A 25,776-nucleotide genomic window follows, 5' to 3' on the forward strand; every position below is an offset into this window, starting at 1 on the left:
GCGTTCGTAATGACAAATTACAAATGACAAATGTCAAATGAAATCCTAACCACTCATTCCGCCGAAGAGACCGTTGAACTCGGGAAGAAGATCGGACAGGAATTAAAGCCAAACGATATTGTTGCCCTTTATGGCGGGCTTGGGGCGGGAAAAACGACGCTTGTGCAAGGCATAGGATTAGGATTAGGCATAGGTGAAATGATCACCTCCCCCACTTTTATCTTGATCAACGAATATCCCGGCCGGATCCCGCTTTATCATATCGATCTCTATAGATTAGACGATATTTCACAAGTTGAAGATCTGGGCATCGAAGAATATTTTTCAAAAGGCGGCGTTTGCATAATTGAGTGGGCAGAAAAACTCGGGAACTTGCTTCCGAAAAATGCAAAGACCATTAAAATTGAAATTGTTTCAGAAAACGAAAGGAAAATATGGCGATCTTAGGCATAAGCAGTGCAACTAAAATAGTATCGGTAGGATTTTGCAGTGAAGGAGATATCTTGGCTGAAATGAATGTAGCCGGAAAACAATCATTCACGGAAGACCTGATGGCATATATCGATGAAACCGTAAAACAGGCGGATGTAAAACTTTCAGGCATAGCTGCAGCATCAGGGCCCGGATCATATAATGGCTTAAGAGGAGGCCTTTCAACAGCTAAAACCCTAGCGCAAACGCTGTCATTGCCATTGATAGAGGTTTCAACGCTGGAAGCCATAGCTTATAATTTGATAGATATCGAGGCGACAATTTGCGCCGTATCGGATGCCAGGCGCGACGAATACAATCTCGCTTTCTTCGCGTCATCTAATAATTCAGTTAGAAGATTAACAAAAGATTCCTTAATACATTTAGATAAAATAGTTGAACTATTATCAAAAGTCGCAGGCATTATCCGCTTAAGCGGCGTTACAGATGATATATACACCGCAATAAAAGCATTAAACCCTGATACTCAAATAAAACAAATGAGCCAAGAGCTTTCGATCGCAAAAGGTATAAACGTCGCTTTGATCGGAGAACAATTACTTAAAGATGGGAAGACTTCGGATGTATTGACGCTAACTCCCAAGTATTCGGTTGAACCAAACATCAGAGAGTTTAAGGGTAAGGGTTAGGAGGCCAGTTTGGTTATTTGGTTGGGTTATTAGGCCAAACGTCTAAACCCAATAACAATACCGGCATCATAACCTTCACCCGACTTCTATACCTTTCCCAACAGGCTCAACAATATAAGCTTGAGAATATTCTTGCTTCATTTTATTATATATCCTGGTCGCCGTTTGCTTATCGGGAGCTAATCCGAAGACAGAAGGGCCGGATCCAGACATGATTGCTTGAAGACAACCTAACTGAATAAGCTGTTTTTTGATCTCTTGGACTTTTGGAAATTTTGAAAGCACGACTTTTTCAAGGTCATTAAAAAGAGAAATAGATTCCATCTGATGATGCGTCCCCACTAATCTATTTTCAGCGATCCATACTAGATCAAAATTATCATAGACCCACTTGGTCGATACGGAAAAATCCGGTTTTACAATAATATACCATGTTGGGATCCGGGATTTGGGATCTGGGATCTTTTCCACCAGCTCTCCTCTTCCACGACATCTACAAATGCTGCCGACAAGACAAAACGGAACATCAGAACCAACTTCAGCGCCTAAAACCGAAAGGTTTGATTCGGATAATTTTGCCTGATAAAGCTGGTTCAATCCGATCAGCACCGCTGCTGCATCGGCCGAGCCTCCCGCCAAACCCGCAGCTATTGGAATAATTTTTTTGATATCGATTTTAACCGATGGAGCAACGCCCGTCTTATCAAAAAAAACTTCCGCGGCTTTGTAAGCGGTATTTTTGTTGTCTAATGGGACTTGAGGATTGTCGCTTGTAAGTTCGATCCCGTTATTTATTCGTGACACAGAGACATAGTCGCATAGCGACACGGATTGCATTATAGAGTCAATTTCGTGATAGCCGTCTTCGCGCTTGCCTATTACCTGCAAAGCAAGGTTTATCTTGGCGTGGGCCTTAAGCATTAACACTATTTTGCTGAAATAAGCCTCATTAATCTGGATTTTTTTCGCGAGGCCAAATTCTTGTGGACTACATTTTTGCTTGCGGCTTTATCAAGCCATTTGATCGCGGTCCTTATATCTTCTGCTTTTTTTGAGGCTATTGCGGCTTTGACTGCTTTTTTGATCTTGCCTTTGTAAGACAGGTTCTTTAGCCTGTCGCGCTTTGAAGTCCTTATTCTTTTAATAGCTGATTTAATATTTGCCATTGAACTCCCCTTTTATTGAACTCCCCTTTTAAAATTGAACCTTGACAACCATCCTGCAAACTTTTATAATTTTATCATATGTAAATGTTTCGCGCAACGGTTTTCCATCTTTCCTACTCATAAATCCCAGGAAAAAACAAATAAATGGCCAAATTATCGATCCACGAGTGGTTCAAACAAAAGAAAAAAGCAAGACAAAAAGAACCGGCCGCGCCGGCAGAAAGGTTGAACATCCCGGAAAACCTTTGGGTAAAATGTTATTCCTGCAACACCGCGATATTCTCGAAAGAGCTCAAAGAGAACCTGAAGGTCTGCCCAAAATGCAATTACCATTTCAGGCTTTCCGCAAATGAAAGGATCGAAATGCTTGCGGATGCCGGAAGCTTCAAAGAAATAGCGCGGGACCTCAAAGCCGCCGATTTCTTAGGCTTTGTCGATTCAAAGCCGTACAAATTAAGGATTGAGGAAGCAATGCTTAAGTCGTCATTGAACGAAGCGATGATCGTGGGCGAATCATTGATCGAATCGCTTCCGGCGGCATTAGGCGTTATGGACTTTTCTTTTATGGGCGGCAGCATGGGATCGGTTGTCGGCGAAAAGATCACCCGGCTGGTAGAGCTTGGGATTGAGCGCAAATGCCCGGTCATTGTTTCAACGTCTTCCGGAGGCGCACGCATGCAGGAAGGTATAATATCTCTCATGCAAATGGCAAAAGTTTCTGCCGCGCTCGGGCGTTTAAGGGAATTTGGCATACCTTATATAGTCCTGCTTACCGACCCGACGACCGGCGGCACAACCGCAAGCTTTGCGATGCTCGGGGATATCCAGATCGCGGAACCCGGCGCATTGATAGGTTTTGCCGGCCCCCGCGTCATCGAACAGACAATAAGGCAAAAACTGCCTCCGGGCTTCCAGCGGTCGGAGTTCCTTTTGAAGCACGGGATGGTTGACATGATATGCGCCCGAAAAAACCTTAAAGAAACTTTGGGTAAAATATTGAGGTTTTTCAAGGATTAACAATGCCTGATAAAACATCTTCGACAAAATACCTGCTTGAATTCGAAAAGCCCCTCCACGAGCTTTACCGCAAGATCGACGAATTAAAAAAAATGTCCGAAAGCGGAAAGTTCGATATGTCCGAAGAGATCCGTATGATAAATCGACGCATCGATTCGATGCGGCAGGATATTTTCTCGAATTTGTCAGCTTACCAAATAGTACAGATCGCACGGCATATCATGCGCCCGACCACATTAGATTATGCCGACCTGATCTTTAATGATTTTCTGGAGCTTCACGGCGACAGGAATTACGGCGACGACCTGGCAATGGTGTGTGGGATCGCAAAATTAGACGGCCAATCAGTAATTGTTGTCGGGCACCAAAAGGGCCATACTACAAAAGAACTTATTTCCCGCAATTTCGGCATGGCTCATCCTGAAGGGTACCGTAAAGCGTTAAGGGTTATGCGTCTGGCGAACCGCCTGCAAAAGCCCATAATAAGCTTTATCGACACACCCGGGGCATATCCCGGGATCGGCGCCGAAGAAAGAGGACAATCCGAAGCGATAGCAAAGAACTTAAGAGAAATGGCCGGACTGAATGTCCCGTTCATCAGTGTTATAACTGGCGAAGGCGGGAGCGGAGGCGCCCTCGGTATTGGAATGGGGAACCGCGTTTTGATGCTTGAGCACGCAGTATACTCTGTCATTTCGCCCGAAGGCTGCGCGTCGATACTTTTCCGCGACGCGGCGCGAGCGCCTATCGCCGCCGAAGCTTCAAAGATCACCGCGAAAAACCTGTTGGAATTTGATATAATAGATGAGATAATAAAAGAACCGATAGGCGGCGCGCACAACGACTATAAACGCGCAGCCGGCAATATAAAAGCCGCAATTCTTAAGAATTTACAAGAACTTCTCAGGCTTTCACCGCGTGAATTGATCGCGGATCGTTATAACAAATTCCGAAAAATGGGAATATTTGTCGAATAAAGGCTAACCCAAATCAAGAATGCCGCTGTGGTGGAATTGGCCCCGACGTAAAGTCGGGGCAAGCAGACTGCGCCGACGTGGTGGAATTGGTATACGCGTCCGCCTCAAAAGCGGATGAGATAACATCTCATGCCGGTTCGACTCCGGCCGTCGGCATGTCGGTTCGCTTGTCCCGATCGCGAAGCGCATCGGGAACCCCGACCAGCGGCATAAAATACAGGCCCATAAAATACAGGCCGCGGTGGTGGAATTGGCATACACGTACGATTCAGGTTCGTATGGGAAAACCCATGGGAGTTCAACTCTCCCCCGCGGCATGATTGAAAATGATCAATAAGGAGGAAAATAATGGACATCGTTGAATTGGAAGGGAAAACTCTGCAAGACCTTTACGAGGTGGCAAAAAAACTTGAGATCCAAGGTTTCAGGCAGCTTAAGAAACATGATCTGATATTCAAGATATTGGAATTCCAAACACAGAAGAACGGGAACGAATTCGTGCCAAAAGGCATTTTGGAGATCTTGCCTGAAGGCTACGGGTTTTTAAGGACCGGCGGATATTTGCCGTCGCGCGAAGATATCTATGTGTCGCAAACCCAGATCAGGCGTTTTGACATGCAGAACGGCGACCTGGTTTCAGGACAGGTCCGCCCGCCAAAAGACGGCGAAAAATATTACAGTTTGCTTAAGATCGAAGCGATAAACAGCCTGAACCCTGAACAGGCAAGGGACAGGATACCTTTTGAGAATTTAACGCCAATCTTTCCTGAAGAAAGATACACTTTGGAATATTTGGGCTGTCCTATTGCTTCCAGATTGATAGACCTCTTATCGCCTATCGGCAAAGGCCAGCGGGCAATGATCGTTTCTCCCCCTAAAGCCGGTAAAACAACAATTCTAAAGAATATCGCAAATAGTATAACTGCCAATCATCCTGACACGGTGATCAAAGTATTGCTTGTCGATGAAAGGCCTGAAGAAGTAACCGATATGGAAAGATCGATCAAAGGCGAAGTTATCGCGTCAACTTTCGATGAACCGCCAGAGGAACACATAAAAATAGCCGAATTATGCCTTGAATCCGCCAAGAGACAGGTTGAAGCCGGCAAGAATGTCCTCATCCTATTGGATTCAATAACCCGTTTAGGAAGGGCATATAACCTTGTAACCCCGCCATCAGGACGCACGCTTTCAGGCGGTCTCGACCCAACAAGCCTTCACCGCCCAAAAAGATTTTTCGGAGCCGCCAGAAATATTGAAAATGGCGGAAGCTTAACTATCGTTGCTACTGCTCTTGTTGAAACAGGAAGCCGCATGGACGATGTCATTTATGAAGAATTCAAGGGAACAGGGAATATGGAATTGCACCTAAACCGGAAGCTTGCAGAAAGAAGGATCTTTCCTGCGATCGATATCAAGCTTTCTGGGACAAGGCGCGAGGAATTGCTCCTATCCGAACAAGAGATCAAAAAAGTTTGGCTGTTAAGAAAGGTCATGTCAGACTATGAGCCCACAGAAGCCACGGAACAATTGATCGAGAGATTAAAAGAATTCAAATCGAACAAGGCATTCTTAGAATCCGCTGATAAGGGCTGATGCTTACCAGGGATGAAATCGAAAAAATCGCTTGCGGCAAAATATTGCCCGAGGACAAGCCCTTTAGATCAAACGACATATCGATCGATACCCGCACGATCGAGCCAAATGATCTTTTCATCCCTATTAAAGGAGAAAATTTCGACGGACGAACCTTCATTAAAGATGCGCTAAAAAAGGGAGCATTTGCCATGGACGTAAAAAATGGCCTGGAAGCTCTCCAAAATTTGGCGGCATACCACAGGGCCAAGTTCAAAATACCTGTTATTGGAGTCACAGGCAGCGTCGGAAAAACAACCACAAAAGATATGCTGGCATCGATACTATCGCAAAAAATGCCGACCCTAAAAAACGAAGAAAACTTCAACAATGAAGTTGGGGTTCCCCTCACCCTGCTTAAGCTTACAAAAAAACACAAAGCCGCAGTAATTGAAATGGGAATGCAAGGTTTGGGCGAAATAGATCTTCTTGCAAAAATTGCAAAGCCGACGATCGCGATAATTACGAACATTGGCGAAGCGCATATGAAATATTTAAAGACAAAGAAAAATATCGCCCGCGCAAAATCGGAAGTTTTTAATTATTTAAAGAAAAAAGATTTCGCAATCATAAACCAGGACGACGAATACTTCGAACACTTAATGTCAAATGTCAAATATCAAATGTCAAATGTTCGGACATTTGGGATCTTGGAAAAATCCGATGTGACTCCAAAAGATCTTGAGGGGATAAAACTTCCAGTTCCTGGCGAGCATAATATTTATAACGCTCTAGCCGCGATCGCAGTAGCCAAAATATTAAAAATAGACAAGAAAGCGATCAAACGCGGGCTTGAGATATTCACCCCTTCAAGCAAAAGGATGGAAGTTTTCAACTGCAGAAACAAAACAAAAATAATAAACGACACTTATAATGCAAATCCGCAATCAATGGCCGCAGCTTTGAGGGTTTTAGCATCGATCCCCGGCAGGAAAATAGCCATATTAGGCGATATGCTGGAGCTTGGCCGCAAATCTAGGAATTACCACAAAAAGGTCATAAAACTCGCGCAAAAACTTAAGATCGACAAGCTGTTCCTGCTGGGAAAAGAGTGGCCCCAAAAATCTTTCGGCAATAAGAAGGAATTGATAAAAAAATTAAAGACAATTCTTAAGCCTTCTGATATAATTCTCATCAAAGGTTCGCGCGGAATGCGCATGGAAGAAATTGTATCCCGGATCGTAAATTGAAGCATGCCGCGGTGGTGGAACTGGCATACACGTACGTTTAAGGTGCGTATGGGGAAACCCATGGGAGTTCAACTCTCCCCCGCGGCAAGATTTTAAGTTGCCGTTACGATAGGATAACCGGAGGATATAAAGTGCAGCTAGCGCTAAAAGTCAACAATGTCGACAATTCGGAGTTTAGAGAAAAATTCCGCACAGGCGACGGATCATTCGAGAATGACCTGAAAACTGCAGAAAACAAATTAAATAAAAAGAAAACTTTTGATTTCCCTTTCGATTCACTGCAAAATATTTTCGGATTTATTCCGCTCCATTTCGACTTTAGGCGGGACATTGAACCGATCGACCCCGAAAAGGACAAAACCGCAATTAAACAAAATGCCGTTTCAAAAATAAAAAAACAAGCGATATCCGAACATAAACATTCGGGGAGCGGACCAAACGGCGCAATAACGATCGCCGATACAAAGGCTATAAAAGACGCGTTAATCAAGAACATGCCGTCCCCTATCGTTCCGATCATTATGCCGAATAGCGGCACAGCATCAAACAATCCATCTTCATCCCCTGTTTCAAGATTAGATGTCCAAGTGATGATCGATAAAATCATCGAGCAGGCAAAACTCATTAAAACAGGCGAAAAGGTTTTGTTGACGCTTTTGCTTTCAGATCTTGAGCTTGGACAGATGTCCCTTTCATTGGAAAGCAGGAATGGAATGGTCGCAATCCAGATCGCAACCTCAAAGGATACAAAAGAAAGCCTGGACAGGCATGTGCATGACATAGAGTCGGCTCTTAAGGCCGCGCATATTAATTTTTTGAAGATAAACATCATTGAAGCGGCCGGCCAGGAAAAAAATTGTTAGTGGCAAATTTACTTAAGTTGCTGTAGAATCTGAAGCTAAGGAGTGATAGATAATGTTTGAAGCAATGAAAATGGCGAAGAACGCGATCCAGGTTTACAATTCGGCTCTCAATGTCAGCAATGCCAATATTGCGAATTTATCCGTAACCGGCTATAAAAGCCTTGATATATCATTCCAGACGGTCTTGGACAAGATGATGAGACCCGGCACGTCTGCATCAGTATTCTCAAACTTCGGCGGGACAAATCCGCAGCAATTCGGTCAAGGGGTCGGCGTCGCATCGATCGGGATTAATTTTTCGCAAGGGTCTCTTGTTTCTTCAAACCGGCCTATCGACCTTGCCATAAGCGGCCGCGGCTTGTTTATCGTATCAGACGACGGCGGGACAACTTACAAATATACGCGCGCTGGGGACTTTTCAATTAATGCCAATAACAGCCTTGTAACCTCTGCAGGAATGCAGGTCTACGGTTTGAACGCAAGCGGATCGATAGTTGCAATAACAGGCTTGACCGGGGACGTTTCCGAATACGCCTGGGATACAGGGACTGGAGCGCTAAATCATAACGGGTCGGCAACAGGATATAGGATCGCAATGACATATTTTAATAACCCGGCCGGCCTCGGACAGGCATCCGGCACAACGTTCACCGAAACACTCTCGTCAGGCTCCCCTGCCAGCCCAATTTCCGCCAGCGGCACAGCAGGAACTATTTCATCCGGCCGGCTTGAGCAATCAAATGTCTTTTTCCTTGGGGAAAGCATCAATTCATTAGAGATCCAGAGGGCAATAAGCGCTAATTTGAACACAGTCAAAGCGGCATCCGACCTGATATCTTCATTTATAAGCAAACTGGGATAATATAATATTAATGTCTGAAAGAGGCAAAACAGAAATATCTCCGCAGAAGCGGAGCTTGAAGCTTGCCCCGCTCCTCGGGGATTGGACCGCCTATAAGCCGCTAAGGCAGCCGGCAAAGAAAGTCAAATCCGGGCTTTACGGGTTTGACAGGCTTTCACAGGAAGAATTTGAAACCGCACACATGATACACTATGGCTTTGCGCAGAAGATGCTTCACGCAATTAAGACAAAGATCCGCGCTTCATGCGAGCTTTATTCGGTCGACGCACAGCAGAATTCTTATTCAAACTTTACAAAAAGCTTCACAATGCCTGTGTACCAGGCAAAATTCAAGTCTGACAACTTCCATGACGAAATATTTGTATCTTTCGACATGCAGCTTATAGACGCCTTGATCAATTCCGCCTTGGGCACAAAAGAATCAAGCAGGCTTATCGAGCCGCCGACCGATGCGGAAGAGCTTGTTCTCGACACCGTTTTTGAATACCATCTATTTAGTTTTTACGAAATGTTCGACGGAGTGCTTGACGGCCAAAGGTTTGAAAAATCAGGGTCGGGAGAATTAAATATCGACAAGAGCATCAACATGCAGGCAACTTTCGTGTACTTTACCGTCGAATTGCAAATAAACGAAAATCTTGGGCGGATAACTGTCGGCTACAGCGGGGAGTTCATTAAGACCTTGTTAAAGAAGCTCCGGGAAAAAGAAAAAGCCGGCCCTCTCCCCTTAAAAAGGCTTAATCCCCAAATATTTAACACCGTTGAGAACAAGATCAAGGTCACCCTCGGAAAGACTCTACTTTCTATGAACGAAATAAAAGGATTAGAAACCGGCGATGTGGTATCATTTGACGAAAGGATCGACGATGCCATTCAGATCTCGCTTTCAGACGGCCATGTGATCCTTGGCCAGCCGGGAAAAAGCGGCGGCAAGTTCGCGGTAAAAGTTATAGGCATTGAAAAAGAAAAAGCCGTGAAGATCGAGCCTCCAAGCATAGAAAAAGAGCTCGAAAATGATAATGCGCCTGTTTTAGAAGAACAAGAAGCCGCCGAAAATGCGGAAGATGTTTCAGAGGAAGAATATTCTGACGAAGACCTGGAAGGTTTGCTTAGCGAAGGCGAAGAAAATACTGAAGGTACGGAAGAAGAAAATCTTGAAGATGAAATCGAAGAAGAGGAAGAATCCGCTGAAACTTAATAAGGAGGCTATATAATAATGGAAGTCAATAAAGTTCAATTCCCCGACCTGGAAGAACAAGGCAAAGGGTCAAAGCTTTCTGAAGGCACGCTTTCCGAGATCCCGATCGAAGTTACGGCCGAACTTGGCCGGGCAAAACTCTCTTTGAGGGAAATCCTAGAGATCGCCGAAGGTTCTATAATTGAATTAGACAGGCTTGCAGGAGAACCGCTAGACCTTAAAGTGGGCGGATCGGTCGTCGCACAAGGCGAAGTGGTCGCAATTGACGATTACTACGGCTTGAGGATAACAAACGTACTGCTCAAATGACATACGAAGCGCTGGTCCTCCAAAAAACGCCAATAGTCACGTTCGGATACATTATGCAGGTAATACTCTCGCTCCTTATAGTCGTTGGCCTTATCTATCTTACTGCAAAATATATCCTTCCCAAACTGCAGGTATCAACGCAGGGAAAAACGATCCAGATATTGGACAGAACAGGGCTTGAACCGCAGGTTACAGCATATACAATTAAAGTCGGGAGTTTTAATTATCTTATTGTTGTCAGCAGCAAAAGCGCCACATTGATCGACAAATTCCGGGAAGGAGAACTTGGTTGAAAAGACTCCTAGCCTTCCTTTTTGTCCTGCTGCCAAGCGCAAGTTTTGCGGCAGTGAAATCGCCTGTTGCAGGGCAGATCAATGTGAACGCGATCATGAATTCGCCGCAATTTTCTTCAAGCATCCAAATGGTGCTTGGGATAGCCTTGATCTCGCTTGTCCCGTTCTTTTTGATCTCGGTTACAAGCTTCCTGCGGATAATAATTGTCTTTTCGCTTATTAAAACTGCGATCGGAACGCAGCAAGTGCCGCCGACTTCAGTCCTTGTCGGCCTCGCTTTTTTCATGACAATTTTCATCATGAACCCAGTTTTCCAGGAAGTGAACAACAAAGCCATCGTCCCCTACAACCAGGGTAAAATTACGCAGTTCAAGGCGTTTGAAACAGGCATGGAGCCTCTCCGGAAATTCATGTTGAGGCAGGTCCGCGAAAAAGACCTTGCTCTTTTTGTCCAGTTCTCCGGGATCAAGCCCCCGACCAAGCCGGAGGACGTCCCGACATATGTCATAATACCGTCATTCATGATCTCGGAGCTTAAGACCTCGTTCCAAATAGGATTCCTGCTTTTCATACCATTCATCATAGTAGATCTTGTCGTATCAAATGTTTTGCTTTCTCTAGGCATGTTCATGCTGTCGCCTGTCATGGTTTCCCTGCCGTTCAAAATACTATTGTTCGTCCTGGTCGACGGATGGAACCTTATCACGCGCGGCTTGCTCATGAGCTTCAGGTAAAATAATATATGAACCAAGATTTTGCAGTTCAAGTCATGTATCAGGGAATAACGCTGACGCTTTTGCTTTCCATGCCGTCGGTCGGCATCGGATTGCTGGTCGGGTTTGCCATAAGCTTGTTCCAGGCAGTAACGCAGATACAGGAACAGACCTTGACTTTTGTGCCGAAAGTCATCGCCGTGCTTATGATGATCGCATTCACATCGCCCTGGATGATCTCGCTTTTAATCGACTTCACGACCACCCTTTGGTCCAGCATCCCTGCAATGGCCCGATAGAAAATGATCCTGACACTTCCGCAGATCGAAGTTTTCATGTTTATTTTGGCGCGTATCGCGGGGATCTTTATTGAAGCGCCGATACTCTCAAGCAAGTCTATCCCCGCGCTCGGAAAAACAGCGCTCGCGATCTGGATCACTTCGGTCCTATGGTTTGTAACTCCTGTCAATACGACCCTTCTCCCAAAAACATTAGTCGAGTTTATTGTTTTCATCGCGATCGAAGTTACGATCGGATTTTTGATCGGATTTGTCTGCAATACGATCTTTTTGGTGCTCCAGAGCGCGGGTGAATTCATCGACCTGCAAATGGGGTTATCAGTCGCACAATCTTTTGATCCGATCTTTGGCGCATCGATCTCAATCATCGGGCGAATGATATTTTTTATCGCATTGATGGTGTTTTTGTTGTTTAACGGGCATCACCTGCTCCTTTCAATGCTCCACCAAAGTTTTACGGTCCTTCCTGTCCCAACATATATTAATTTAACCTCGGCGAACTTTATTTACAATCTGTTAAATCTGGGACAGATATTGCTTGCAACTTCTGTCCAGCTTGCGGGACCGGTCATATTGGTGATCTTTCTTTCGGACTTTGCATTCGGCATTGTTTCGCGCGTAGCCCCGCAGGTCAATGTCTTCATGCTCGGTTTTCAAGTAAAGCCCGCCCTTGGGCTTTTGGCGATGCTTTTTACTATACCTATCCTCATTAAGCATATCTCCCGCCTTCTTGGATTAATGGGCGAAGAAGTGCTAAAATTACTTAGTGCATTTCGTCTTTAGGAGGTTTGATCTGATTGGCTGAAGAAGGCGGAGATAAATCCGAAGAACCTACTCCCCATAGGCTGCGTGAAGCTCGCGAAAAGGGGCAAGTGGCAAAAAGCAAGGAAATTACAACCGCTGTCCTCCTATTGCTTAGTTATTATGTTTTAAGGTACACAGGTGATTTTACTTGGAGGGAACTTGTCGGAATGGCGCAGGGCCTTTTTTTGCAGGTCCCCGCATCCGCAAATGAATTCTCTTTCTCTTTTGTAGGATACGCCCTTCTTATAGGACTAAAAGGGCTCGCGGTCGCACTACTCCCTATCTTCAGCATAGTATTCCTTGCGGCGCTTATAGCCGAAGGGCTTCAAACTGGCCTTGTTTTTTCTTTTGACCCCATAAACCCAAAATTCGAAAGGTTAAATCCCATGGAAGGTTTCAAGAAAATATTTTCACTGCAAGGGCTCGTAGAAACTGTCAAATCAATATTAAAAATCATCATCGTTTTTTACATCACATGGGCCGCGATCCAAGACGACCTCCAAAAAATCGTAGTCTTGATGGATGGACTGCCATGGGATGCTTTGGTCCTCGGCGGATCGATCGCATATAAAGTGGCGATCAGGGTCGGGTTATTCTATATATTGATCGCAATACTAGACTACTTGTACAAGCGGTGGGAATTTACCAAAGGGTTAAAAATGACAAAACAGGAGATCAAAGAAGAATACAAAAGGCTCGAGGGCGACCCGCAAATAAAACAAAGAATGAGAGACCTGCAGAGGCAAGTTGCCTACCAGCGCATGATGACATCGGTCCCCAAAGCAGATGTCGTCGTCACAAACCCGACGCATATTGCCGTTGCCCTGCAATACGACCAATCTAAGATGAAATCACCTCTTGTCCTTGCTAAAGGCGAGCGCAAACATGCCGAGAAAATAAAACAAATAGCAGAAGAGAATGAAATCCCAATAGTTGAAAATGAGCCTTTGGCGCGATCGATCTATAGGACGACGGGTGTCGGGCGCGAGATACCGCGCGAACTTTACCAAGCGGTCGCTGAAGTATTGGCCCACATCTATAAGCTCAAAAGAGATCGCGAAGCCAAAAGGTCGAGGCTTGCTCCGATTCTTGCTAAGTGATAAAATCAAAACATGGCATTACCCGGTCTTGATGTAAAAGGTTTGCGAAATCTTTTCACAGGTTCAGACCTAGCTGTGGGCATAATTTTGGTCGGCATAATTGCCCTGATCATCGTTCCTCTCCCGACTTTCTTCCTTGATATATTAATGACCTTGAATATCGGTTTTTGCCTGATAATACTTCTAGTCGCCATGTATCTAAAAGAGCCTCTTGAATTCGCGGCATTCCCATCCATATTGCTTGTTGTAACATTATTCAGGCTGTCGCTCAATATTTCCGCATCACGGCTGATTTTATTAAATGCGAACGCCGGCCAAGTCGTGGCAGCGTTCGGAAACTTTGTCGTCGGCGGAAATTATATTGTCGGTATTATTGTTTTCGCGATCATAACTATCGTGCAATTCGTTGTAATCACAAAAGGTTCCGAGCGCGTGGCTGAAGTCGCGGCGCGTTTTACCTTGGACGCCATGCCCGGAAAACAAATGTCGATCGACGCCGACCTTAATGCCGGCCTTATAGATGCAACAGAAGCGCGCGCGAGGCGCCGCAAGATTGAAGCGGAAGCGACATTTTTTGGAAGTATGGACGGCGCCAATAAATTCGTACGCGGCGATTCTATCGCAGGCATAATAATAGTTTTGATAAATATTTTGGGCGGGATACTTATCGGATGGCTCCAGCTTGGCATGCAGCCTTTTGAAGCTATGACAACATTCGCCCTTCTGACGGTTGGCGCGGGACTTCTTGGAACTATGACCGCCCTATTAGTTTCAGTTGCAACAGGTCTTGTCATTACAAAATCCGCATCGGAAATGAGCCTGGGCACGGATGTCGCGGCGCAGCTTTTTGCGCAACCAAGGGCATTTGCTTTTGTATCTCTTATCCTAGCATTTTTCTCAATAATCCCGGGGCTCCCGATCATTCCTTTTTTATCTCTATCTGCAGTGTCGGGGGTCGTATCGATCGCTTTACTGCAAGCAAAGACGCAAAAAGAAGAAGCGACAATGGTCAAAGAAGATATATCAGGCAAAGAAGTCTTAAAAAAACCCGAAAGCATTTTGGGGACCCTCGGCCTTGACCCGTTATCGCTTAAAACCGGGAGGAACCTTATCCCTTTGATCGATCCTGCCCAAAAAGGCGCATTGCTTGAAAGGATAACTCTTATCAGATACCAGATCGGACAAGAATTGGGTTTCGTCATCCCAGGCGTCAGGGTCATGGACGACCTGTCCCTTCCCCCGAACCAATATGTGATAGAAATACGCGGGACCAGGGTTTCATTAAGCGAAGCTTATTTGGGCCACCATAGGGTAACAATGAAGCTGGCCGATGTAAAAGTGAAAAAACTGACCGGCATCGAAGCCAAAGATCCGATGACAGGAGATACTGCAACCTGGGTGCCCGACGACCTTCTGCCCGAACTGCAAAAGCTTGAGATCCAATCAATTGATACGGTGGAAGCGATCGCAATCCATTTTACCGAAATAATCAAGCGATATGCAGACGAGATCATGACGCGCCAAAATGTGCAATCATTGATCGAGCTTGTAAAGAATACGAATGCGGCTATCGTCCGCGAGCTGATCCCAGATATGCTCTCCCTTGGGCAAGTGCACAAGGTCCTCCAGCTTCTCGCAAGAGAGAGGGTTTCGATACGGGACCTGTCGACTATCCTCGAAAGGCTTGCGGATTACGCGCATCTATCCCGCGATGTAAATGTATTGGTTGAATACGTAAGGCAATCTCTTGCAAGACAAATTTGCGAACAATATACCGACAAAGACAACGTGATAACAGTTGTTACGATCGATCCCGCCCTGGAAGAAACGCTTATAGGCGCGATACACCAGTCCGAATACGGATCATTTTTGGCGGTCGACCCGAACGTCGGAGAGAGGATACTCCTGCAGATCCAGCGCCATATTAATAATTTTAAGAAGATGAAATTATCATCTGTGATATTATGTTCTCCCCGCCTGCGCCCCCACTTCAAGCGGTTCATCGAGCGCAGCTTCCCCGATTCGGCCGTACTTTCATACAACGAGATAGTCCCGCAGGTAAAGGTTCAGTCGATCGGCATGATCTCTATTGAATAATTCCTAAAATTTTGATAAAATCCTTTTGTGGCAGATAAAAGAATTTCAAGCGCGGGCGGCAGGATACCCTCAAGAAACATTGGAGGCGTCGCCGCTGTCCCTGCAAATATCGTCGGGCCTTTGAGGCGGTTCTGGGATTTTACGAAAAAGACCGCAAAGAGTTTCGCAAAAAATCTTAACAACACAGAACAAAAAGAAGACGAATTCACAAAAGCAGTCGAAAAAGACTCCCGCGGATGGTAAATAATGAGCCTAAAAGAACAAATTGAAGACAGGATAGTCAGGGTCATACGCGAAAGGTTCCTAAAATACGCGGATGAGGTTGTCGTAAAGTACAAGGAACAGATAGACAAGACGGTGAATTGGTATATTTCAACGCTTCCCTCGCATATAAGAAAGTCCGAATCGGACGACCTGGCGCAGGAAGCAAGGATTGCATTTATCGACGCCCTAAAGACATGGGACCCGCGCAAAGGCGAGCTTTGGCCGTATGTCTCGATCAGGCTTAAAGGCTCCATGCAGGATTACTTGAGAAAAAAGAAAATGGACCAGGTTTCTGGAATGTACGAGTGGATAAATTCCGCTGCCCATGTTTATATGGCATTCAACAGGGAGGCGGTCGTTTCCGACCAGGTTGACGATATCATACATGTGGATGTCGCGCTAAAAGAGCTGGACAAAAAAGAATCCCAAGTTGTCGAAGAATATTACAAAAAAGACAAGACATTCAAAGAGATTGGCGAAGAGATAGGGCTTTCGGAATCGCAGGTTTCCCGCATCTGCAACGAAGCCACCCGCAAGATGAAAAAGGCCATCAAATCCTCTGAACCGAAATAATCCCTAGAAATTATCGCCAAGTTCCATAACGGCTTTGTCCGCGGCCATTTTGCTTGCGGCAACATATTGGCCTAATGGAATAATTTGCGCGTTTGCCTTGCTGCCGGGCATCATTGAAGAAAAAATATCCGAGGGATTGTTTTTATTCTTATCGTCGTCAGATGAAGAAATGAAATTGTTTAGTATCTGGTTGAAATTCTGCTGCATGCTTAGCAAGAATTCATCTGGATTTAAGCCGCCTTCGCTCGTCGCGCCTGCCTGGCCGGAGGATTTGTTTTTTAACGCGTTAATTTGAGCAGTAAGCGCATAAGCATCTGAAAATCCACTTGGAATGTTCACCATAAATCATCCCTCCTCAATATTGTGGTTTGAGTTTAGCATAAAAATAGACTGCGCGCTACTGGGATTCCCGATGTCGTATTATGGATTATTCAGAATATCATGTGGCCCTGCATTCCTTATTCTTATCAAACCTGCTTTAAGTTCCATGGTTATACGATAGCCCCCATTAAGTCTTGCCTCATAGATATGTGGTCTTCTGCGCATTTTTTTCAGGTTCAACGAATGACTATGTGGGTTCTCACAAATCTTCTTAATCTGCTCATTAAATGCTTCCTGTTTATGTTTAGGGAGTTTTGGGTATATTTTCTTCCGAAATGTTTCTGGAATATCTATGAAAAAAGGAGGATTCATCCACGCAGAAAAGCAATAGCATCTTGTGAGTTAGAAAATCTTTTAAATTCTCCTTTTTTGTAATCTTCATCAATTGCTTGCTCATCCTTCTGCCAGTCATCAGCCCAAAAATAAGACTGATCAACATCTAAAATAGGCGTCCGTACCATTTCTACTTCTATCACTTTAAAGCCGCCAGTATATAACCCTGACAAATCATTCAAAGAAGAAATAGTCTTTTTTTCTTCTAAAGAAAGATGTTTAAACGTATCAAAGTTATTTTCAACTACTTGTGGTGTCATTTTTTACCTTCTTCAATCAATTTTTTTATCTTTTCAGTGTGTTCTTTAATTGACTTGCCTAAAACATTGACAAGCGAGGCCGCAATACCTGGATTTAAAACTACCGAGACCACCTTTTCAGCATCTTTTGGTTCACGGTGTTCTTTTGTCAACATTTCGAAATCAAGGACAACTTCTGTGGGAGTAGTTGTAATGCTTACCAAATTTGAATAATACCTTTTAACATCACCCATATATGCTCCTAAGTATAAATTCCTCATTCGTTAATGTCAAGCTATTAATCTTGTCAATAATATATCGATCAGAAATACAAATGATTTCACTACTCGCTAAAGTCCTGAAGCCATTCAGATATATAGTTTATAAACTTCATATTATTTCAAAAGTTCTTCCATTTGAATCTTGAGTGCTTTTGCAATAGCGCTAATGGTTAACAACCGAAATCTTCAGTTAACACCATTTCGGTAAAAACAATGCGCGCTACAGGGTTCGAACCTGTGACCCCTTGCCTGTCAAGCAAGTACTCTAACCAGCTGAGCTAAGCGCGCTCGCCATATAATAATTTTCAAAGGCGCGGGGCGGATTTGAACCGCCGCATAACTGTTTTGCAGACAGCTCCCTTACCACTTGGGTACCGCGCCGTACAAAAAGCGGGAGACGGGGTTCGAACCCGCGACCTTCTGCTTGGGAAGCAGAAGCTCTACCAACTGAGCTACTCCCGCATAAAAATATATACATCATCAAAAAGCTCTACCAATCCCGATGTTCCGCCAAAGGCGGAAATCGGGATCCCGACCACATCTAATAGTAAACATTTTCAATATCAGCTCATCTTTGTGCGTCGGGACTGAGCTACTCCCGTTTACGTCCTTCGGACTCCAGCGGGCAAGCCCGCATAAGCCTTAAGATTTTAAAATTATATCACAAAAATGATATAATCAAAATTATGATTATAGTGATCGGCGGAGGCATTGTTGGCACAGGAATTGCTTATTTCCTCGCAAAATCAGGTTTAAAAGATATTTTACTCATCGAAAAAGAGAAATTCCTTGGCACTCAAGTAACCCAATTCTGCTCAGGCGGCGTCAGACACCAATTCACAACAGAAATTAACTGCAAATTCTCCATTCAATCAATGCCTATTTTGAATATCCTAGCCCATGAGATAGATTATAAAAAATATGGATACTTGATACTCGATATATGCAAAGGCATTACCGAGCCAAGAGTCAAAATGCAGAACAAGCTAGGGATCGATACCGAAATTCTTTCAAAAGAAGAGATCAAGAAGAGATTTCCATTTCTAAACGATGATGGCATTATTTCAGGAAGCTTCTTTAAAGAAGACGGCGTCGCCGACCCTGCATCCCTCCTAGCCTACTACGAAAAAGGATCAAAAAAGATGGGCGTGAAATATCTCATGGACACGGAAGTGAAAAGAGTAACGCGTGACGCGCAACGCGGAACGGGTGTTATTACAAATTCAGAGGAGATCGCAGCCGATTGGGTCATTATAGCGGCAGGTATCGGATCGAAGGATCTTGGGAAAACTGTCGGGCTTGATATTCCGATCGTACATAGAAGAAAATATATCCTAGTCATCGAAAGCTTTAAATACGACTACCCTCTTGTCATGGAGATCCCGACCGGCTGGTATATCAAAAAAGAAGGCGATGATGCATTGGTTGGCATGTCGGGAAAAGTAGAAGACAAGGATTTTGACAAACAACCGGAAGCGGAAGATGGAACAATTGAGGCAACCATTAACAGAATTCCAGAGCTTGAAAAATCTGGGATCAAGAAAGTATTAACGAGCTTAAGCGACGAAACACCGGATAAGCATGCAATTATCGATATCCCAATCCCGGGATTAATTATAGCAACAGGGTTTTCGGGGCATGGGTTCATGCACTCGCCTGCTACAGGCCAAATTGTCGCGCAAATAATCAAAGGCGAAAAGACATCTATTGATATTTCGGAACTTAAACTCAAGCGCGCGCATATTAAAGAGACGATCGCAATCTAGCCAAAATCATGTTAAAATATCAACAATGATCCAAGAAGACGCCATAATTCTAGACCACAAGCAAGTTGCCCCGCTATTCTTTAAATTAACCCTACAATCAAAATATATTTCGTCACACGCAGTTCCCGGCCAATTTGTTGAAGTAAAAGTATCAGAAGAAACAAATCCTCTGCTTAGAAGGCCATTCTCAATTCATCGCATTGACCCCGCAAAGCAGATAATAGATATCTTGTATGAAATAAAGGGCATCGGCACAAAAGCGCTCAAAGAATTAAAGATCGGGCAAGTATTGAATATATTAGGGCCTTTGGGGAATGGGTTTACTATAAATAAAGAAAAAAAGATAGCGATCCTCGGCGGCGGCGGGATGGGCGTCGCTCCCCTACTTGCTCTTGCAGACGCGTTACGCGCCGTGCCTGCCGGCAGGCAGGTCTCGTATCCCGCATTACGCACGATCGTATTCATCGGCGCCCGCAACGCGGAATTAGTAACTTGCGAGAACGATTTCAAAAAGCTTGATGCAGAAGTTTTTATTACAACAGATGATGGCTCTTCGGGGCGCAAAGGATTTGTTTCCGATTCCCTATTAGATATTCTTGCAAAAGAGCTAACAGCTTCCAGCTTACACCAAACGGCTATTTATTCTTGTGGACCGTTCCCAATGCTCAGATCGATCGCACAAATAGCTCACGAGAAACAAATAGACTGCCAAGTATCAATGGAGGCTTTTATGGCGTGCGGTATCGGCGTATGTTATGGATGCGCGATAGAAACCCAAAATGGGTATAAAATGGTATGCAAAGACGGACCCATATTTAACACAAAGGATATAAAATGGAATTAGCGGGAATTAAACTTAATAATCCGGTAATGGTCGCGTCAGGAACTTTTGGGAACGGAAAAGAATATGCCGACCTCATAGACATAGAAAAGCTTGGTGCAATTATAACCAAGTCGATAAGCCTGAACCCAAGAGAAGGCAATCCCCCTCCCCGCATTTGTGAAACACCGTCGGGAATGCTCAATTCGATCGGGCTTCAAAACGACGGGCTTAAAGTATTTATCGATGAACATTTAAAATTCCTTTCAAAATATAAAGTTCCGGTCATTGTAAACATAGCAGGCGAAACAGATCAAGAATGTGTTGAACTAGCAAAAGCCCTTTCAAAAGAACCGACAGTCAAAGGCTTGGAACTAAATATTTCATGCCCCAATGTCAAACAAGGCGGTATGCAATTCGGATGTTCGCCAACTGGGACCGAAGAGATAGTTAAAGCCGTGCGTAAGGCAACGGATCTGCCGCTAATAGTAAAATTATCGCCAAATGTAACAGATATCGTTCAGATAGCAGAAGCGGCAGTATCTGCAGGAGCTGACGCCCTATCGCTAATAAATACACTTCTCGGAATGGCAGTAGATGTAAAGGAAAGAAAATTTAAGATCGCAAGGAAAGTTGGAGGGTTATCAGGCCCTGCAATCCGCCCGGTCGCCGTCAGAATGGTTTATCAGGTTGCATCAGCGGTCAAAGTCCCCGTGATCGGAATTGGCGGTATATTAACATTAGATGATGCTTTAGAATTCTTCATGGTCGGAGCTTCGGCAGTTCAGGTTGGAACAGGGAACTTTGTAGATAGTAAAACAGCCCTTAATATCATCGAAGGCTTAAAATCTTATGACCTCAACGACATCAAGGGCTGCCTGCTTTAACCCCCTCTTCCGCTTCGCTCCATCTCCCCCTTATCAAGGGGGAGATTATAGAGGGGGTGAAATTACATCTTGAACAGGTCGTCCGATATATCTTCGTTAACTTTGATATCCTTGAAACTCATTTCTGTCGCGATCTTTTTACCGAAAAGATTTACTTCCATGCCCATTTTTGATACAACATCTATCCCGGCGACTTTTGAATAGGTAAGCTGTGTCCCGCTTATCACTTTGCCGTCGGTCCCGATGACCACCAATTTTGTCGGCAAATACGCATCCTTTTTGACGACAACTTCAACTTTCGAAACAAGAGGATTTTCTTTCTTGGGGATCGCTGTGATCACATATGAATCCGATTGCTCTTTGATGGAGAGATTATTTTTTTCCAGCCCTGCCAGAACATCCAATGGATTTTTCCCGATATCTTCTCTTCCCGATTTTTTCCTAAGATCGTCTATTTTATCTACTTTTGTCTGTCCATGGGCCGTAAGTTTAATCCTATTCCCGTTAACAATCGTTACTTTATCCTTATCCGACTCAATCCTCATTTTATCTTTCCCTTTGAACATCATTTTAGCCAACTGCGAGGATTTTTTTGACTTTTCGCCAAGCATCTTGACCGAAATCGTAGCCGAAAACGTTTTTATTTTTTCATAATTGGCCTTTGCTTTTGAAAGCACGTCATTCGCGCTAATTGCGAAAGCACCTGTTGAAAACGCGAACAACAGGACGAAACCCAATAATACCGATAACTTTTTACCCATAATTCAACTCCTTATTTTATTTCGAACAATTTATCCGACAAACCTTCGTTCACCTTAACATTGTCAAATCTCATCTCGATCTCCATCTTGCCTCCCGGGACCACAATCGATGATGTGTTTTTTGATATGACCCAGATATCTTTGACTTTCGTATAATCGATATCGGATGCGCTCACCAATTTGTCCGATGTGTTGTATATCTCGATCTTGACCGGAAGATTCCTCGACCCGTCGATATAGAACTTCATCATTCCCATAAATTTGTTCTTTTCCTTTGGGACTCCGGTTATGATGTAAGATTTTGATATAACTCCCTTTTCTTCCAATTTGAGGTCAAAATAATCAAGAACTTTTGTTTGGTCGATCGGGCTCGAACCAACACTTGATTGCCCCAATTTACCCTTTAATTTCTTGAGGTCTTGGACGAACTTTTGGCCAGTTGCGGGGTTTAGCACCTCCATTTTATCTTTGTTGGTTATCGTTACCTGGTTCAAAGGAGATGTCATTTCCATCCTGCTCGCATCAGAGCCTTTTACCATGATGGAACCCTTCTGCTCCATTGCTTTTTTATCTTTCATATCGGATTTAATGACCGTCGTTATATCGGCGGACATGTCTTCTATTTTATTCTGGTTCGCCCTAACCTTATTCAACAAGTCTTCGATTTTTTGGTCCATGGCGAACGATGAAACAGAGAACGCTAAAAAGAATACAAATCCTAAAATAAATTTCTTATTCATGGTTTCTCCTTTCCTCATCCACTCGACCCCCTCTCATTCTCCCCCTTACTAAGGGGGAGATGTCCCGAATGGACAGTGGGGGTCAATGGCTAATGGGTGGTGAGGTTATTATCACATATTGGGCCTTAGTTTTCAATGCAACATACGCAAACTTAAGCTTTTTGACCTCGTCTTCCGGAACATAAGCTGCCGAGCCTTTTTGGGATAAAAACTTCCTCAACTCCTTTTCATCCTGTATATCCAGAGAAACCGTAGGGTACGATTGCCTGTTCAGGTAGAAAACTAAGCTTGGAGGAAGCCAGGTCCTGTAAAAAGCTATATGCATCTTTCCTCTTAGCGCTAGAGCTAAAGTTGGCGTTGGCTTATGATCCTCGGCATACGGCATTAGCCAAACAATTATCCCGATAAAAAGGATCACAATTGAAATTGCAAACCCGGCTATTGTCCAATTCGGCTGGGGTTTGAAGAACGAGAACAGAAAAGACAAAAAGAAACCTGCAAGGGTTATCAACAATAATATTTGCAAATAAATGACGGCTTGCGTGTATTGCGGCGGGACAGGTATGCGCATATTCATATAAATTGTCGTCGCAAGAATTAAGATCGGGAATATTACCGCAGAATAAAATGAAAGTTTGTCTTCTTTCGAAAATATTTTATCAAGACAACTTCCTGTCATTATAGCCATTGCAGGGAAAGCCGGAAGAAAATATCCTGGGACTTTTGTGGAGGCTGTCGAGAACAGAGCGAGCATCACCAGGAATAGGCTCAACAGAAGCGCGTGCGGCTTTTTGAAAAGCGATACAAAGAAAAACCCGCTCCAAGGGAGAAAGCCAACCAACGCTACTATTATATAGTAATACACCGGCCCGGGATGCTGCTGAAGCGGCGACATATAGATAGTGAAAAGAAATTGCCCAAAGATTATTTTTAAAAAGTAACTGCCATGACGGATCGTCTCGATAATAAACCAAGGCGACGCAACCAATAAATACAGCAAGAGCCCCTTAACTATAGCAAGTTCTTTGAGGAAAGAAAATTTCTTGTCGATTGCCAAATATATTATTATAGAAGCCAACGGGACCAAAATACCCAAAGGCCCTTTTGTCATTGTGGCCATTCCCATCGCAAGCCACATCAAATAGAACCATTTTTTTTCGGCGGGAGCTTGATATCCTTTGTAGAAAAACAATAGCGCCATAGTAACAAAGAAACAAAGCACCATATCCACTAGCCCCATTTTAGATAGAACTATATAGAGAGGACTTGTTGCGATAATAATGGCTGAAAGAAGCCCTGCCCTTTCATTAAATAGCGTTTTTGCAAAAGCATATGTGAGATATACGCCTAGAATTCCGAATATTGCCGCCCAAAACCTTACTGCAAATTCCGTGAATCCAAATATACGGAAAGCGATGGTTGTGAGCCAGGCATACAAAGGAGGTTTATGGAAATATACAGCAGAATTGAGATGCGGAGTTAGATAATCCCCTGATTTTACCATTTCAAAGGAAGCGGCAGCCATCTGGCCCTCATCCTGGTCCCAGATCGAAGATGCTCCAAGTTGGAAAAAGTAAATAACAGCCGATATAACAAGGACAATAACAAAGGCCCAATTGAGTTTTTTCAACATCAGGGTAATTTTAGCATAAAATCAGGTAACCAAGCACAATAAATTCTTCAATCTCGCGACCGGCAGCCCAACTACATTATCGTAATTCCCTTCTATCCTTTCAATAAAAGGATCTTCTATTTCTTGGATGCCGTAACCGCCGGCTTTATCCAACGGGCTTCCAGACTTTACATAATCCAATATAGCTTTTTCTTTAAGTTTTCTGACTCTGATCTTTGTAATATCATAGTCGGAATATATTTTCCCATCCTTCGGGTTATACACCGCTATGCCCGTTATAACTTTGTGGGTTGAGCCCGATAGTGCTTTAAGCATGGCTACCGCATGTTTATTATCTTTTGGCTTGCCTAGGATCTTTTCACCCAATACAACGATAGTATCCGCGCCTATAACTATTGAATCGGTATTTCTTGAAGCTACATCTTTCGCTTTAGTAATGGCGGCCTTTATCGCGAACCGTAACGGAGTTGAAGCTTTTATTTTTGATTCGTCAATCCGGCTGACCGATATTTTGAAGTTTTTAACTATTTTCTTTAACAGCTCTTTGCGCCTGGGAGATGCGGACGCAAGAATAATTTTATCCTTCGACATGTTCAATACAAGCGGATAGTAATGCGGGCGTCATCATCCAAAGAATCGTCCAACCCGTTTCTATCTTTTCAAGGCAGATCACCCCGCCCTGGCTAAAATTCACAAAATTAAAATTCTCGTTCTTACTTAATAGATATGTCGCAAGATGTTCGAGAAAAGGCAGATGGCCAACAATTACTATATCTTCATGGATCGCGGTTATTTCACCGGCGATATTGCGGACAGTATCATTGGGTAATAAATTATCGCGCTCGATCAGCTTTTTATGCGGAACTCCCTCGGCAATTATTTTTGCAGTCTGTTTCGCCCTAAGCTTTGTGCTGTGCCAGATCTCATTGACTTTGACCTCGGCAGCATTTAAGAAGGCGGTTATCTCTGAGATATCAAGAATGCCTTTTTCGGTTAACGGCCTTGATGTATCCATTGTTTCGGGAACCGCTTCACCATGTCTAATTAAATAAAGGCTCATTTCGCTCCTAATTTTAAGATATCCATAAAATATTTGGACAATCCGAAACCCAGGAACACAAATAAGATCCCGACTAAATTGTTGAAAAGAACATTTAAGATCGCTAAATTCATTTTACCGTCCCTGATCAGATTAAATGTTTCAAGCCCAAATGTTGAAAAAGTTGTATATGTTCCTACGACCCCGACCAGAAGAAAAATGTTCATTTCGGGTGAAACGGCTGTTTTCTCGAATATTTCGGCAAGAAACCCAATCGTTAAACATCCGGATAGATTAATAAAAAGGGTTCCCCACGGGAACACGGGACCGAACGCATCTCGAAAAAGAGCCGATAGCACATACCTTAGAATAGCGCCAAGCGCTCCGCCGACAGCAACATAAGAGAGTTTAATCA

Annotated in this window: 32 protein-coding genes and 6 tRNA genes; 24 read left to right on the forward strand and 14 right to left on the reverse strand. The window is 43.9% G+C overall.

Annotated elements, in window-relative coordinates; all coding sequences use genetic code 11:
* The first annotated feature begins 30 nt into the window (after positions 1 to 30).
* Entirely contained in the window at positions 31 to 447 is a 417-nt protein-coding gene (tsaE, locus tag HZC34_05050) for a tRNA (adenosine(37)-N6)-threonylcarbamoyltransferase complex ATPase subunit type 1 TsaE (protein MBI5701196.1), read from the forward strand.
* Positions 435 to 1,121, forward strand: a complete 687-nt coding sequence (gene tsaB, locus HZC34_05055) for a tRNA (adenosine(37)-N6)-threonylcarbamoyltransferase complex dimerization subunit type 1 TsaB (protein ID MBI5701197.1) — start codon at positions 435 to 437, stop codon at positions 1,119 to 1,121. Before tsaE ends, tsaB begins: the two co-directional genes overlap by 13 nt.
* Before the next feature lie 75 nt (positions 1,122 to 1,196).
* Here tsaB and HZC34_05060 read toward each other — a convergent pair whose 3' ends face one another.
* The gene (locus HZC34_05060) at positions 1,197 to 2,042 is read right to left on the reverse strand and encodes a 4-(cytidine 5'-diphospho)-2-C-methyl-D-erythritol kinase (GenBank protein MBI5701198.1); all 846 of its coding nucleotides are present in this window, start codon (positions 2,040 to 2,042) and stop codon (positions 1,197 to 1,199) included.
* Between the two features lie 5 nt (positions 2,043 to 2,047).
* Positions 2,048 to 2,287, reverse strand: coding sequence for a 30S ribosomal protein S20 (gene rpsT, locus HZC34_05065; protein ID MBI5701199.1), 240 nt, complete (start codon positions 2,285 to 2,287; stop codon positions 2,048 to 2,050).
* 144 nt (positions 2,288 to 2,431) lie between these two features.
* On the opposite strand from rpsT, the gene HZC34_05070 reads away from it, so the two are divergent.
* The 19 genes from HZC34_05070 to HZC34_05160 all read left to right on the forward strand — a co-directional run bounded on the left by HZC34_05070 (position 2,432) and on the right by HZC34_05160 (position 16,481).
* The gene (locus tag HZC34_05070) at positions 2,432 to 3,304 is read left to right on the forward strand and encodes an acetyl-CoA carboxylase carboxyltransferase subunit beta (GenBank protein MBI5701200.1); all 873 of its coding nucleotides are present in this window, start codon (positions 2,432 to 2,434) and stop codon (positions 3,302 to 3,304) included.
* A gap of 2 nt (positions 3,305 to 3,306) precedes the next feature.
* Positions 3,307 to 4,281 (forward strand): acetyl-CoA carboxylase carboxyltransferase subunit alpha, encoded by a 975-nt coding sequence (locus HZC34_05075; GenBank protein ID MBI5701201.1) that lies wholly within the window; start codon positions 3,307 to 3,309, stop codon positions 4,279 to 4,281.
* 71 nt (positions 4,282 to 4,352) lie between these two features.
* Positions 4,353 to 4,437, forward strand: a tRNA-Leu gene (locus HZC34_05080).
* 79 nt (positions 4,438 to 4,516) lie between these two features.
* A tRNA-Leu gene (locus tag HZC34_05085) sits at positions 4,517 to 4,598 on the forward strand.
* Between the two features lie 31 nt (positions 4,599 to 4,629).
* Positions 4,630 to 5,877 (forward strand): transcription termination factor Rho, encoded by a 1,248-nt coding sequence (gene rho, locus HZC34_05090; GenBank protein ID MBI5701202.1) that lies wholly within the window; start codon positions 4,630 to 4,632, stop codon positions 5,875 to 5,877.
* Positions 5,877 to 7,106, forward strand: a complete 1,230-nt coding sequence (locus HZC34_05095; GenBank protein MBI5701203.1) for a UDP-N-acetylmuramoyl-tripeptide--D-alanyl-D-alanine ligase — start codon at positions 5,877 to 5,879, stop codon at positions 7,104 to 7,106. The genes rho and HZC34_05095 overlap by 1 nt, the downstream gene beginning before the upstream one ends.
* Positions 7,107 to 7,111: 5 nt before the next feature.
* Positions 7,112 to 7,193 (forward strand) — tRNA-Leu (locus tag HZC34_05100).
* A gap of 44 nt (positions 7,194 to 7,237) precedes the next feature.
* The gene (locus tag HZC34_05105; GenBank protein MBI5701204.1) at positions 7,238 to 7,969 is read left to right on the forward strand and encodes a hypothetical protein; all 732 of its coding nucleotides are present in this window, start codon (positions 7,238 to 7,240) and stop codon (positions 7,967 to 7,969) included.
* 52 nt (positions 7,970 to 8,021) lie between these two features.
* A complete protein-coding gene (locus HZC34_05110) occupies positions 8,022 to 8,831 on the forward strand; it encodes a flagellar hook basal-body protein (protein ID MBI5701205.1) in 810 nt (269 codons plus the stop codon).
* A gap of 10 nt (positions 8,832 to 8,841) precedes the next feature.
* Positions 8,842 to 10,029 (forward strand): FliM/FliN family flagellar motor switch protein, encoded by a 1,188-nt coding sequence (locus HZC34_05115; protein MBI5701206.1) that lies wholly within the window; start codon positions 8,842 to 8,844, stop codon positions 10,027 to 10,029.
* 18 nt (positions 10,030 to 10,047) lie between these two features.
* The gene (gene fliN, locus HZC34_05120; GenBank protein MBI5701207.1) at positions 10,048 to 10,338 is read left to right on the forward strand and encodes a flagellar motor switch protein FliN; all 291 of its coding nucleotides are present in this window, start codon (positions 10,048 to 10,050) and stop codon (positions 10,336 to 10,338) included.
* Positions 10,335 to 10,631, forward strand: a complete 297-nt coding sequence (locus HZC34_05125; GenBank protein MBI5701208.1) for a hypothetical protein — start codon at positions 10,335 to 10,337, stop codon at positions 10,629 to 10,631. Before fliN ends, HZC34_05125 begins: the two co-directional genes overlap by 4 nt.
* Positions 10,607 to 11,365, forward strand: coding sequence for a flagellar type III secretion system pore protein FliP (fliP, locus tag HZC34_05130; GenBank protein MBI5701209.1), 759 nt, complete (start codon positions 10,607 to 10,609; stop codon positions 11,363 to 11,365). Before HZC34_05125 ends, fliP begins: the two co-directional genes overlap by 25 nt.
* A gap of 8 nt (positions 11,366 to 11,373) precedes the next feature.
* Complete coding sequence (gene fliQ, locus HZC34_05135; GenBank protein MBI5701210.1) at positions 11,374 to 11,643, forward strand: flagellar biosynthesis protein FliQ; 270 nt, start codon at positions 11,374 to 11,376, stop codon at positions 11,641 to 11,643.
* Between the two features lie 3 nt (positions 11,644 to 11,646).
* Positions 11,647 to 12,426, forward strand: a complete 780-nt coding sequence (gene fliR / locus HZC34_05140; protein MBI5701211.1) for a flagellar biosynthetic protein FliR — start codon at positions 11,647 to 11,649, stop codon at positions 12,424 to 12,426.
* 14 nt (positions 12,427 to 12,440) lie between these two features.
* Positions 12,441 to 13,547: a flagellar biosynthesis protein FlhB gene (gene flhB, locus HZC34_05145; protein ID MBI5701212.1), complete on the forward strand. Its 1,107-nt coding sequence runs from the start codon at positions 12,441 to 12,443 to the stop codon at positions 13,545 to 13,547.
* A 12-nt stretch (positions 13,548 to 13,559) separates the two neighbouring features.
* Positions 13,560 to 15,644, forward strand: coding sequence for an FHIPEP family type III secretion protein (locus HZC34_05150; GenBank protein ID MBI5701213.1), 2,085 nt, complete (start codon positions 13,560 to 13,562; stop codon positions 15,642 to 15,644).
* A 27-nt stretch (positions 15,645 to 15,671) separates the two neighbouring features.
* Positions 15,672 to 15,887: a hypothetical protein gene (locus HZC34_05155; protein MBI5701214.1), complete on the forward strand. Its 216-nt coding sequence runs from the start codon at positions 15,672 to 15,674 to the stop codon at positions 15,885 to 15,887.
* Positions 15,888 to 15,890: 3 nt separating this feature from the next.
* Positions 15,891 to 16,481, forward strand: coding sequence for a sigma-70 family RNA polymerase sigma factor (locus HZC34_05160; protein MBI5701215.1), 591 nt, complete (start codon positions 15,891 to 15,893; stop codon positions 16,479 to 16,481).
* A gap of 3 nt (positions 16,482 to 16,484) precedes the next feature.
* Here HZC34_05160 and HZC34_05165 read toward each other — a convergent pair whose 3' ends face one another.
* The 6 genes from HZC34_05165 to HZC34_05190 form a co-directional block, all read right to left on the reverse strand.
* Positions 16,485 to 16,823, reverse strand: coding sequence for a hypothetical protein (locus HZC34_05165; protein MBI5701216.1), 339 nt, complete (start codon positions 16,821 to 16,823; stop codon positions 16,485 to 16,487).
* 347 nt (positions 16,824 to 17,170) lie between these two features.
* On the reverse strand, positions 17,171 to 17,455 hold the full coding sequence (locus tag HZC34_05170; GenBank protein MBI5701217.1) for a hypothetical protein: 285 nt from the start codon (positions 17,453 to 17,455) through the stop codon (positions 17,171 to 17,173).
* Complete coding sequence (locus HZC34_05175) at positions 17,452 to 17,688, reverse strand: DUF3467 domain-containing protein (GenBank protein ID MBI5701218.1); 237 nt, start codon at positions 17,686 to 17,688, stop codon at positions 17,452 to 17,454. The genes HZC34_05170 and HZC34_05175 overlap by 4 nt, the downstream gene beginning before the upstream one ends.
* A 241-nt stretch (positions 17,689 to 17,929) precedes the next feature.
* Positions 17,930 to 18,003 (reverse strand) — tRNA-Val (locus HZC34_05180).
* Between the two features lie 21 nt (positions 18,004 to 18,024).
* Positions 18,025 to 18,096 (reverse strand) — tRNA-Cys (locus HZC34_05185).
* A gap of 8 nt (positions 18,097 to 18,104) precedes the next feature.
* Positions 18,105 to 18,177: transfer RNA gene (locus HZC34_05190), tRNA-Gly, on the reverse strand.
* 224 nt (positions 18,178 to 18,401) lie between these two features.
* On the opposite strand from HZC34_05190, the gene HZC34_05195 reads away from it, so the two are divergent.
* Genes HZC34_05195 through HZC34_05205 form a run of 3 tightly spaced genes read left to right on the forward strand, consistent with a single transcriptional unit; the run spans position 18,402 to position 21,188 of the window.
* Positions 18,402 to 19,481, forward strand: coding sequence for an FAD-binding oxidoreductase (locus tag HZC34_05195; protein MBI5701219.1), 1,080 nt, complete (start codon positions 18,402 to 18,404; stop codon positions 19,479 to 19,481).
* A gap of 25 nt (positions 19,482 to 19,506) precedes the next feature.
* Positions 19,507 to 20,325, forward strand: a complete 819-nt coding sequence (locus HZC34_05200; protein MBI5701220.1) for a dihydroorotate dehydrogenase electron transfer subunit — start codon at positions 19,507 to 19,509, stop codon at positions 20,323 to 20,325.
* The gene (locus tag HZC34_05205; GenBank protein ID MBI5701221.1) at positions 20,316 to 21,188 is read left to right on the forward strand and encodes a dihydroorotate dehydrogenase; all 873 of its coding nucleotides are present in this window, start codon (positions 20,316 to 20,318) and stop codon (positions 21,186 to 21,188) included. The genes HZC34_05200 and HZC34_05205 overlap by 10 nt, the downstream gene beginning before the upstream one ends.
* A 62-nt stretch (positions 21,189 to 21,250) precedes the next feature.
* Here the strand turns inward: HZC34_05205 and HZC34_05210 are convergent, their stop codons facing one another.
* The 6 genes from HZC34_05210 to crcB form a co-directional block, all read right to left on the reverse strand.
* Positions 21,251 to 21,949 carry an outer membrane lipoprotein-sorting protein gene (locus tag HZC34_05210; protein ID MBI5701222.1) on the reverse strand — a complete coding sequence of 233 codons (699 nt, stop codon included), beginning with the start codon at positions 21,947 to 21,949 and terminating at the stop codon, positions 21,251 to 21,253.
* Positions 21,950 to 21,960: 11 nt separating this feature from the next.
* A complete protein-coding gene (locus HZC34_05215; GenBank protein ID MBI5701223.1) occupies positions 21,961 to 22,689 on the reverse strand; it encodes an outer membrane lipoprotein carrier protein LolA in 729 nt (242 codons plus the stop codon).
* A gap of 82 nt (positions 22,690 to 22,771) precedes the next feature.
* Positions 22,772 to 24,322, reverse strand: coding sequence for a glycosyltransferase family 39 protein (locus HZC34_05220; protein MBI5701224.1), 1,551 nt, complete (start codon positions 24,320 to 24,322; stop codon positions 22,772 to 22,774).
* Between the two features lie 21 nt (positions 24,323 to 24,343).
* Complete coding sequence (gene maf / locus HZC34_05225; protein MBI5701225.1) at positions 24,344 to 24,913, reverse strand: septum formation protein Maf; 570 nt, start codon at positions 24,911 to 24,913, stop codon at positions 24,344 to 24,346.
* Entirely contained in the window at positions 24,900 to 25,382 is a 483-nt protein-coding gene (gene sixA / locus HZC34_05230; GenBank protein MBI5701226.1) for a phosphohistidine phosphatase SixA, read from the reverse strand. The genes maf and sixA overlap by 14 nt, the downstream gene beginning before the upstream one ends.
* Positions 25,379 to 25,774: a fluoride efflux transporter CrcB gene (gene crcB / locus HZC34_05235; GenBank protein ID MBI5701227.1), complete on the reverse strand. Its 396-nt coding sequence runs from the start codon at positions 25,772 to 25,774 to the stop codon at positions 25,379 to 25,381. The genes sixA and crcB overlap by 4 nt, the downstream gene beginning before the upstream one ends.
* Between the last annotated feature and the right edge of the window lie 2 nt (positions 25,775 to 25,776).

It is taken from the genome of Candidatus Saganbacteria bacterium (genome assembly GCA_016223245.1).
Classification (GTDB): domain Bacteria; phylum Margulisbacteria; class WOR-1; order XYC2-FULL-46-14; family XYC2-FULL-37-10; genus JACRPL01.

What these genes read in the sequence shown, in the direction of transcription:
- HZC34_05075 (MBI5701201.1), top strand. Translation starts at nt 3,307, where the DNA reads ATGCCTGATAAAACATCTTCGACAAAATACCTGCTTGAATTCGAAAAG.
- fliQ (MBI5701210.1), top strand. Translation starts at nt 11,374, where the DNA reads ATGAACCAAGATTTTGCAGTTCAAGTCATGTATCAGGGAATAACGCTG.
- HZC34_05125 (MBI5701208.1), top strand. Translation starts at nt 10,335, where the DNA reads ATGACATACGAAGCGCTGGTCCTCCAAAAAACGCCAATAGTCACGTTC.
- HZC34_05115 (MBI5701206.1), top strand. Translation starts at nt 8,842, where the DNA reads ATGTCTGAAAGAGGCAAAACAGAAATATCTCCGCAGAAGCGGAGCTTG.
- HZC34_05060 (MBI5701198.1), bottom strand. Translation starts at nt 2,042, where the DNA reads ATGCTTAAGGCCCACGCCAAGATAAACCTTGCTTTGCAGGTAATAGGC.
- rho (MBI5701202.1), top strand. Translation starts at nt 4,630, where the DNA reads ATGGACATCGTTGAATTGGAAGGGAAAACTCTGCAAGACCTTTACGAG.
- HZC34_05110 (MBI5701205.1), top strand. Translation starts at nt 8,022, where the DNA reads ATGTTTGAAGCAATGAAAATGGCGAAGAACGCGATCCAGGTTTACAAT.
- sixA (MBI5701226.1), bottom strand. Translation starts at nt 25,382, where the DNA reads ATGAGCCTTTATTTAATTAGACATGGTGAAGCGGTTCCCGAAACAATG.
- HZC34_05170 (MBI5701217.1), bottom strand. Translation starts at nt 17,455, where the DNA reads ATGACACCACAAGTAGTTGAAAATAACTTTGATACGTTTAAACATCTT.
- tsaB (MBI5701197.1), top strand. Translation starts at nt 435, where the DNA reads ATGGCGATCTTAGGCATAAGCAGTGCAACTAAAATAGTATCGGTAGGA.
- HZC34_05175 (MBI5701218.1), bottom strand. Translation starts at nt 17,688, where the DNA reads ATGGGTGATGTTAAAAGGTATTATTCAAATTTGGTAAGCATTACAACT.
- HZC34_05160 (MBI5701215.1), top strand. Translation starts at nt 15,891, where the DNA reads ATGAGCCTAAAAGAACAAATTGAAGACAGGATAGTCAGGGTCATACGC.
- HZC34_05150 (MBI5701213.1), top strand. Translation starts at nt 13,560, where the DNA reads ATGGCATTACCCGGTCTTGATGTAAAAGGTTTGCGAAATCTTTTCACA.
- maf (MBI5701225.1), bottom strand. Translation starts at nt 24,913, where the DNA reads ATGTCGAAGGATAAAATTATTCTTGCGTCCGCATCTCCCAGGCGCAAA.
- HZC34_05220 (MBI5701224.1), bottom strand. Translation starts at nt 24,322, where the DNA reads ATGTTGAAAAAACTCAATTGGGCCTTTGTTATTGTCCTTGTTATATCG.
- rpsT (MBI5701199.1), bottom strand. Translation starts at nt 2,287, where the DNA reads ATGGCAAATATTAAATCAGCTATTAAAAGAATAAGGACTTCAAAGCGC.
- HZC34_05195 (MBI5701219.1), top strand. Translation starts at nt 18,402, where the DNA reads ATGATTATAGTGATCGGCGGAGGCATTGTTGGCACAGGAATTGCTTAT.
- HZC34_05165 (MBI5701216.1), bottom strand. Translation starts at nt 16,823, where the DNA reads ATGGTGAACATTCCAAGTGGATTTTCAGATGCTTATGCGCTTACTGCT.
- fliR (MBI5701211.1), top strand. Translation starts at nt 11,647, where the DNA reads ATGATCCTGACACTTCCGCAGATCGAAGTTTTCATGTTTATTTTGGCG.
- HZC34_05070 (MBI5701200.1), top strand. Translation starts at nt 2,432, where the DNA reads ATGGCCAAATTATCGATCCACGAGTGGTTCAAACAAAAGAAAAAAGCA.
- HZC34_05095 (MBI5701203.1), top strand. Translation starts at nt 5,877, where the DNA reads ATGCTTACCAGGGATGAAATCGAAAAAATCGCTTGCGGCAAAATATTG.
- tsaE (MBI5701196.1), top strand. Translation starts at nt 31, where the DNA reads ATGTCAAATGAAATCCTAACCACTCATTCCGCCGAAGAGACCGTTGAA.
- fliN (MBI5701207.1), top strand. Translation starts at nt 10,048, where the DNA reads ATGGAAGTCAATAAAGTTCAATTCCCCGACCTGGAAGAACAAGGCAAA.
- HZC34_05205 (MBI5701221.1), top strand. Translation starts at nt 20,316, where the DNA reads ATGGAATTAGCGGGAATTAAACTTAATAATCCGGTAATGGTCGCGTCA.
- HZC34_05215 (MBI5701223.1), bottom strand. Translation starts at nt 22,689, where the DNA reads ATGAATAAGAAATTTATTTTAGGATTTGTATTCTTTTTAGCGTTCTCT.
- HZC34_05210 (MBI5701222.1), bottom strand. Translation starts at nt 21,949, where the DNA reads ATGGGTAAAAAGTTATCGGTATTATTGGGTTTCGTCCTGTTGTTCGCG.
- HZC34_05200 (MBI5701220.1), top strand. Translation starts at nt 19,507, where the DNA reads ATGATCCAAGAAGACGCCATAATTCTAGACCACAAGCAAGTTGCCCCG.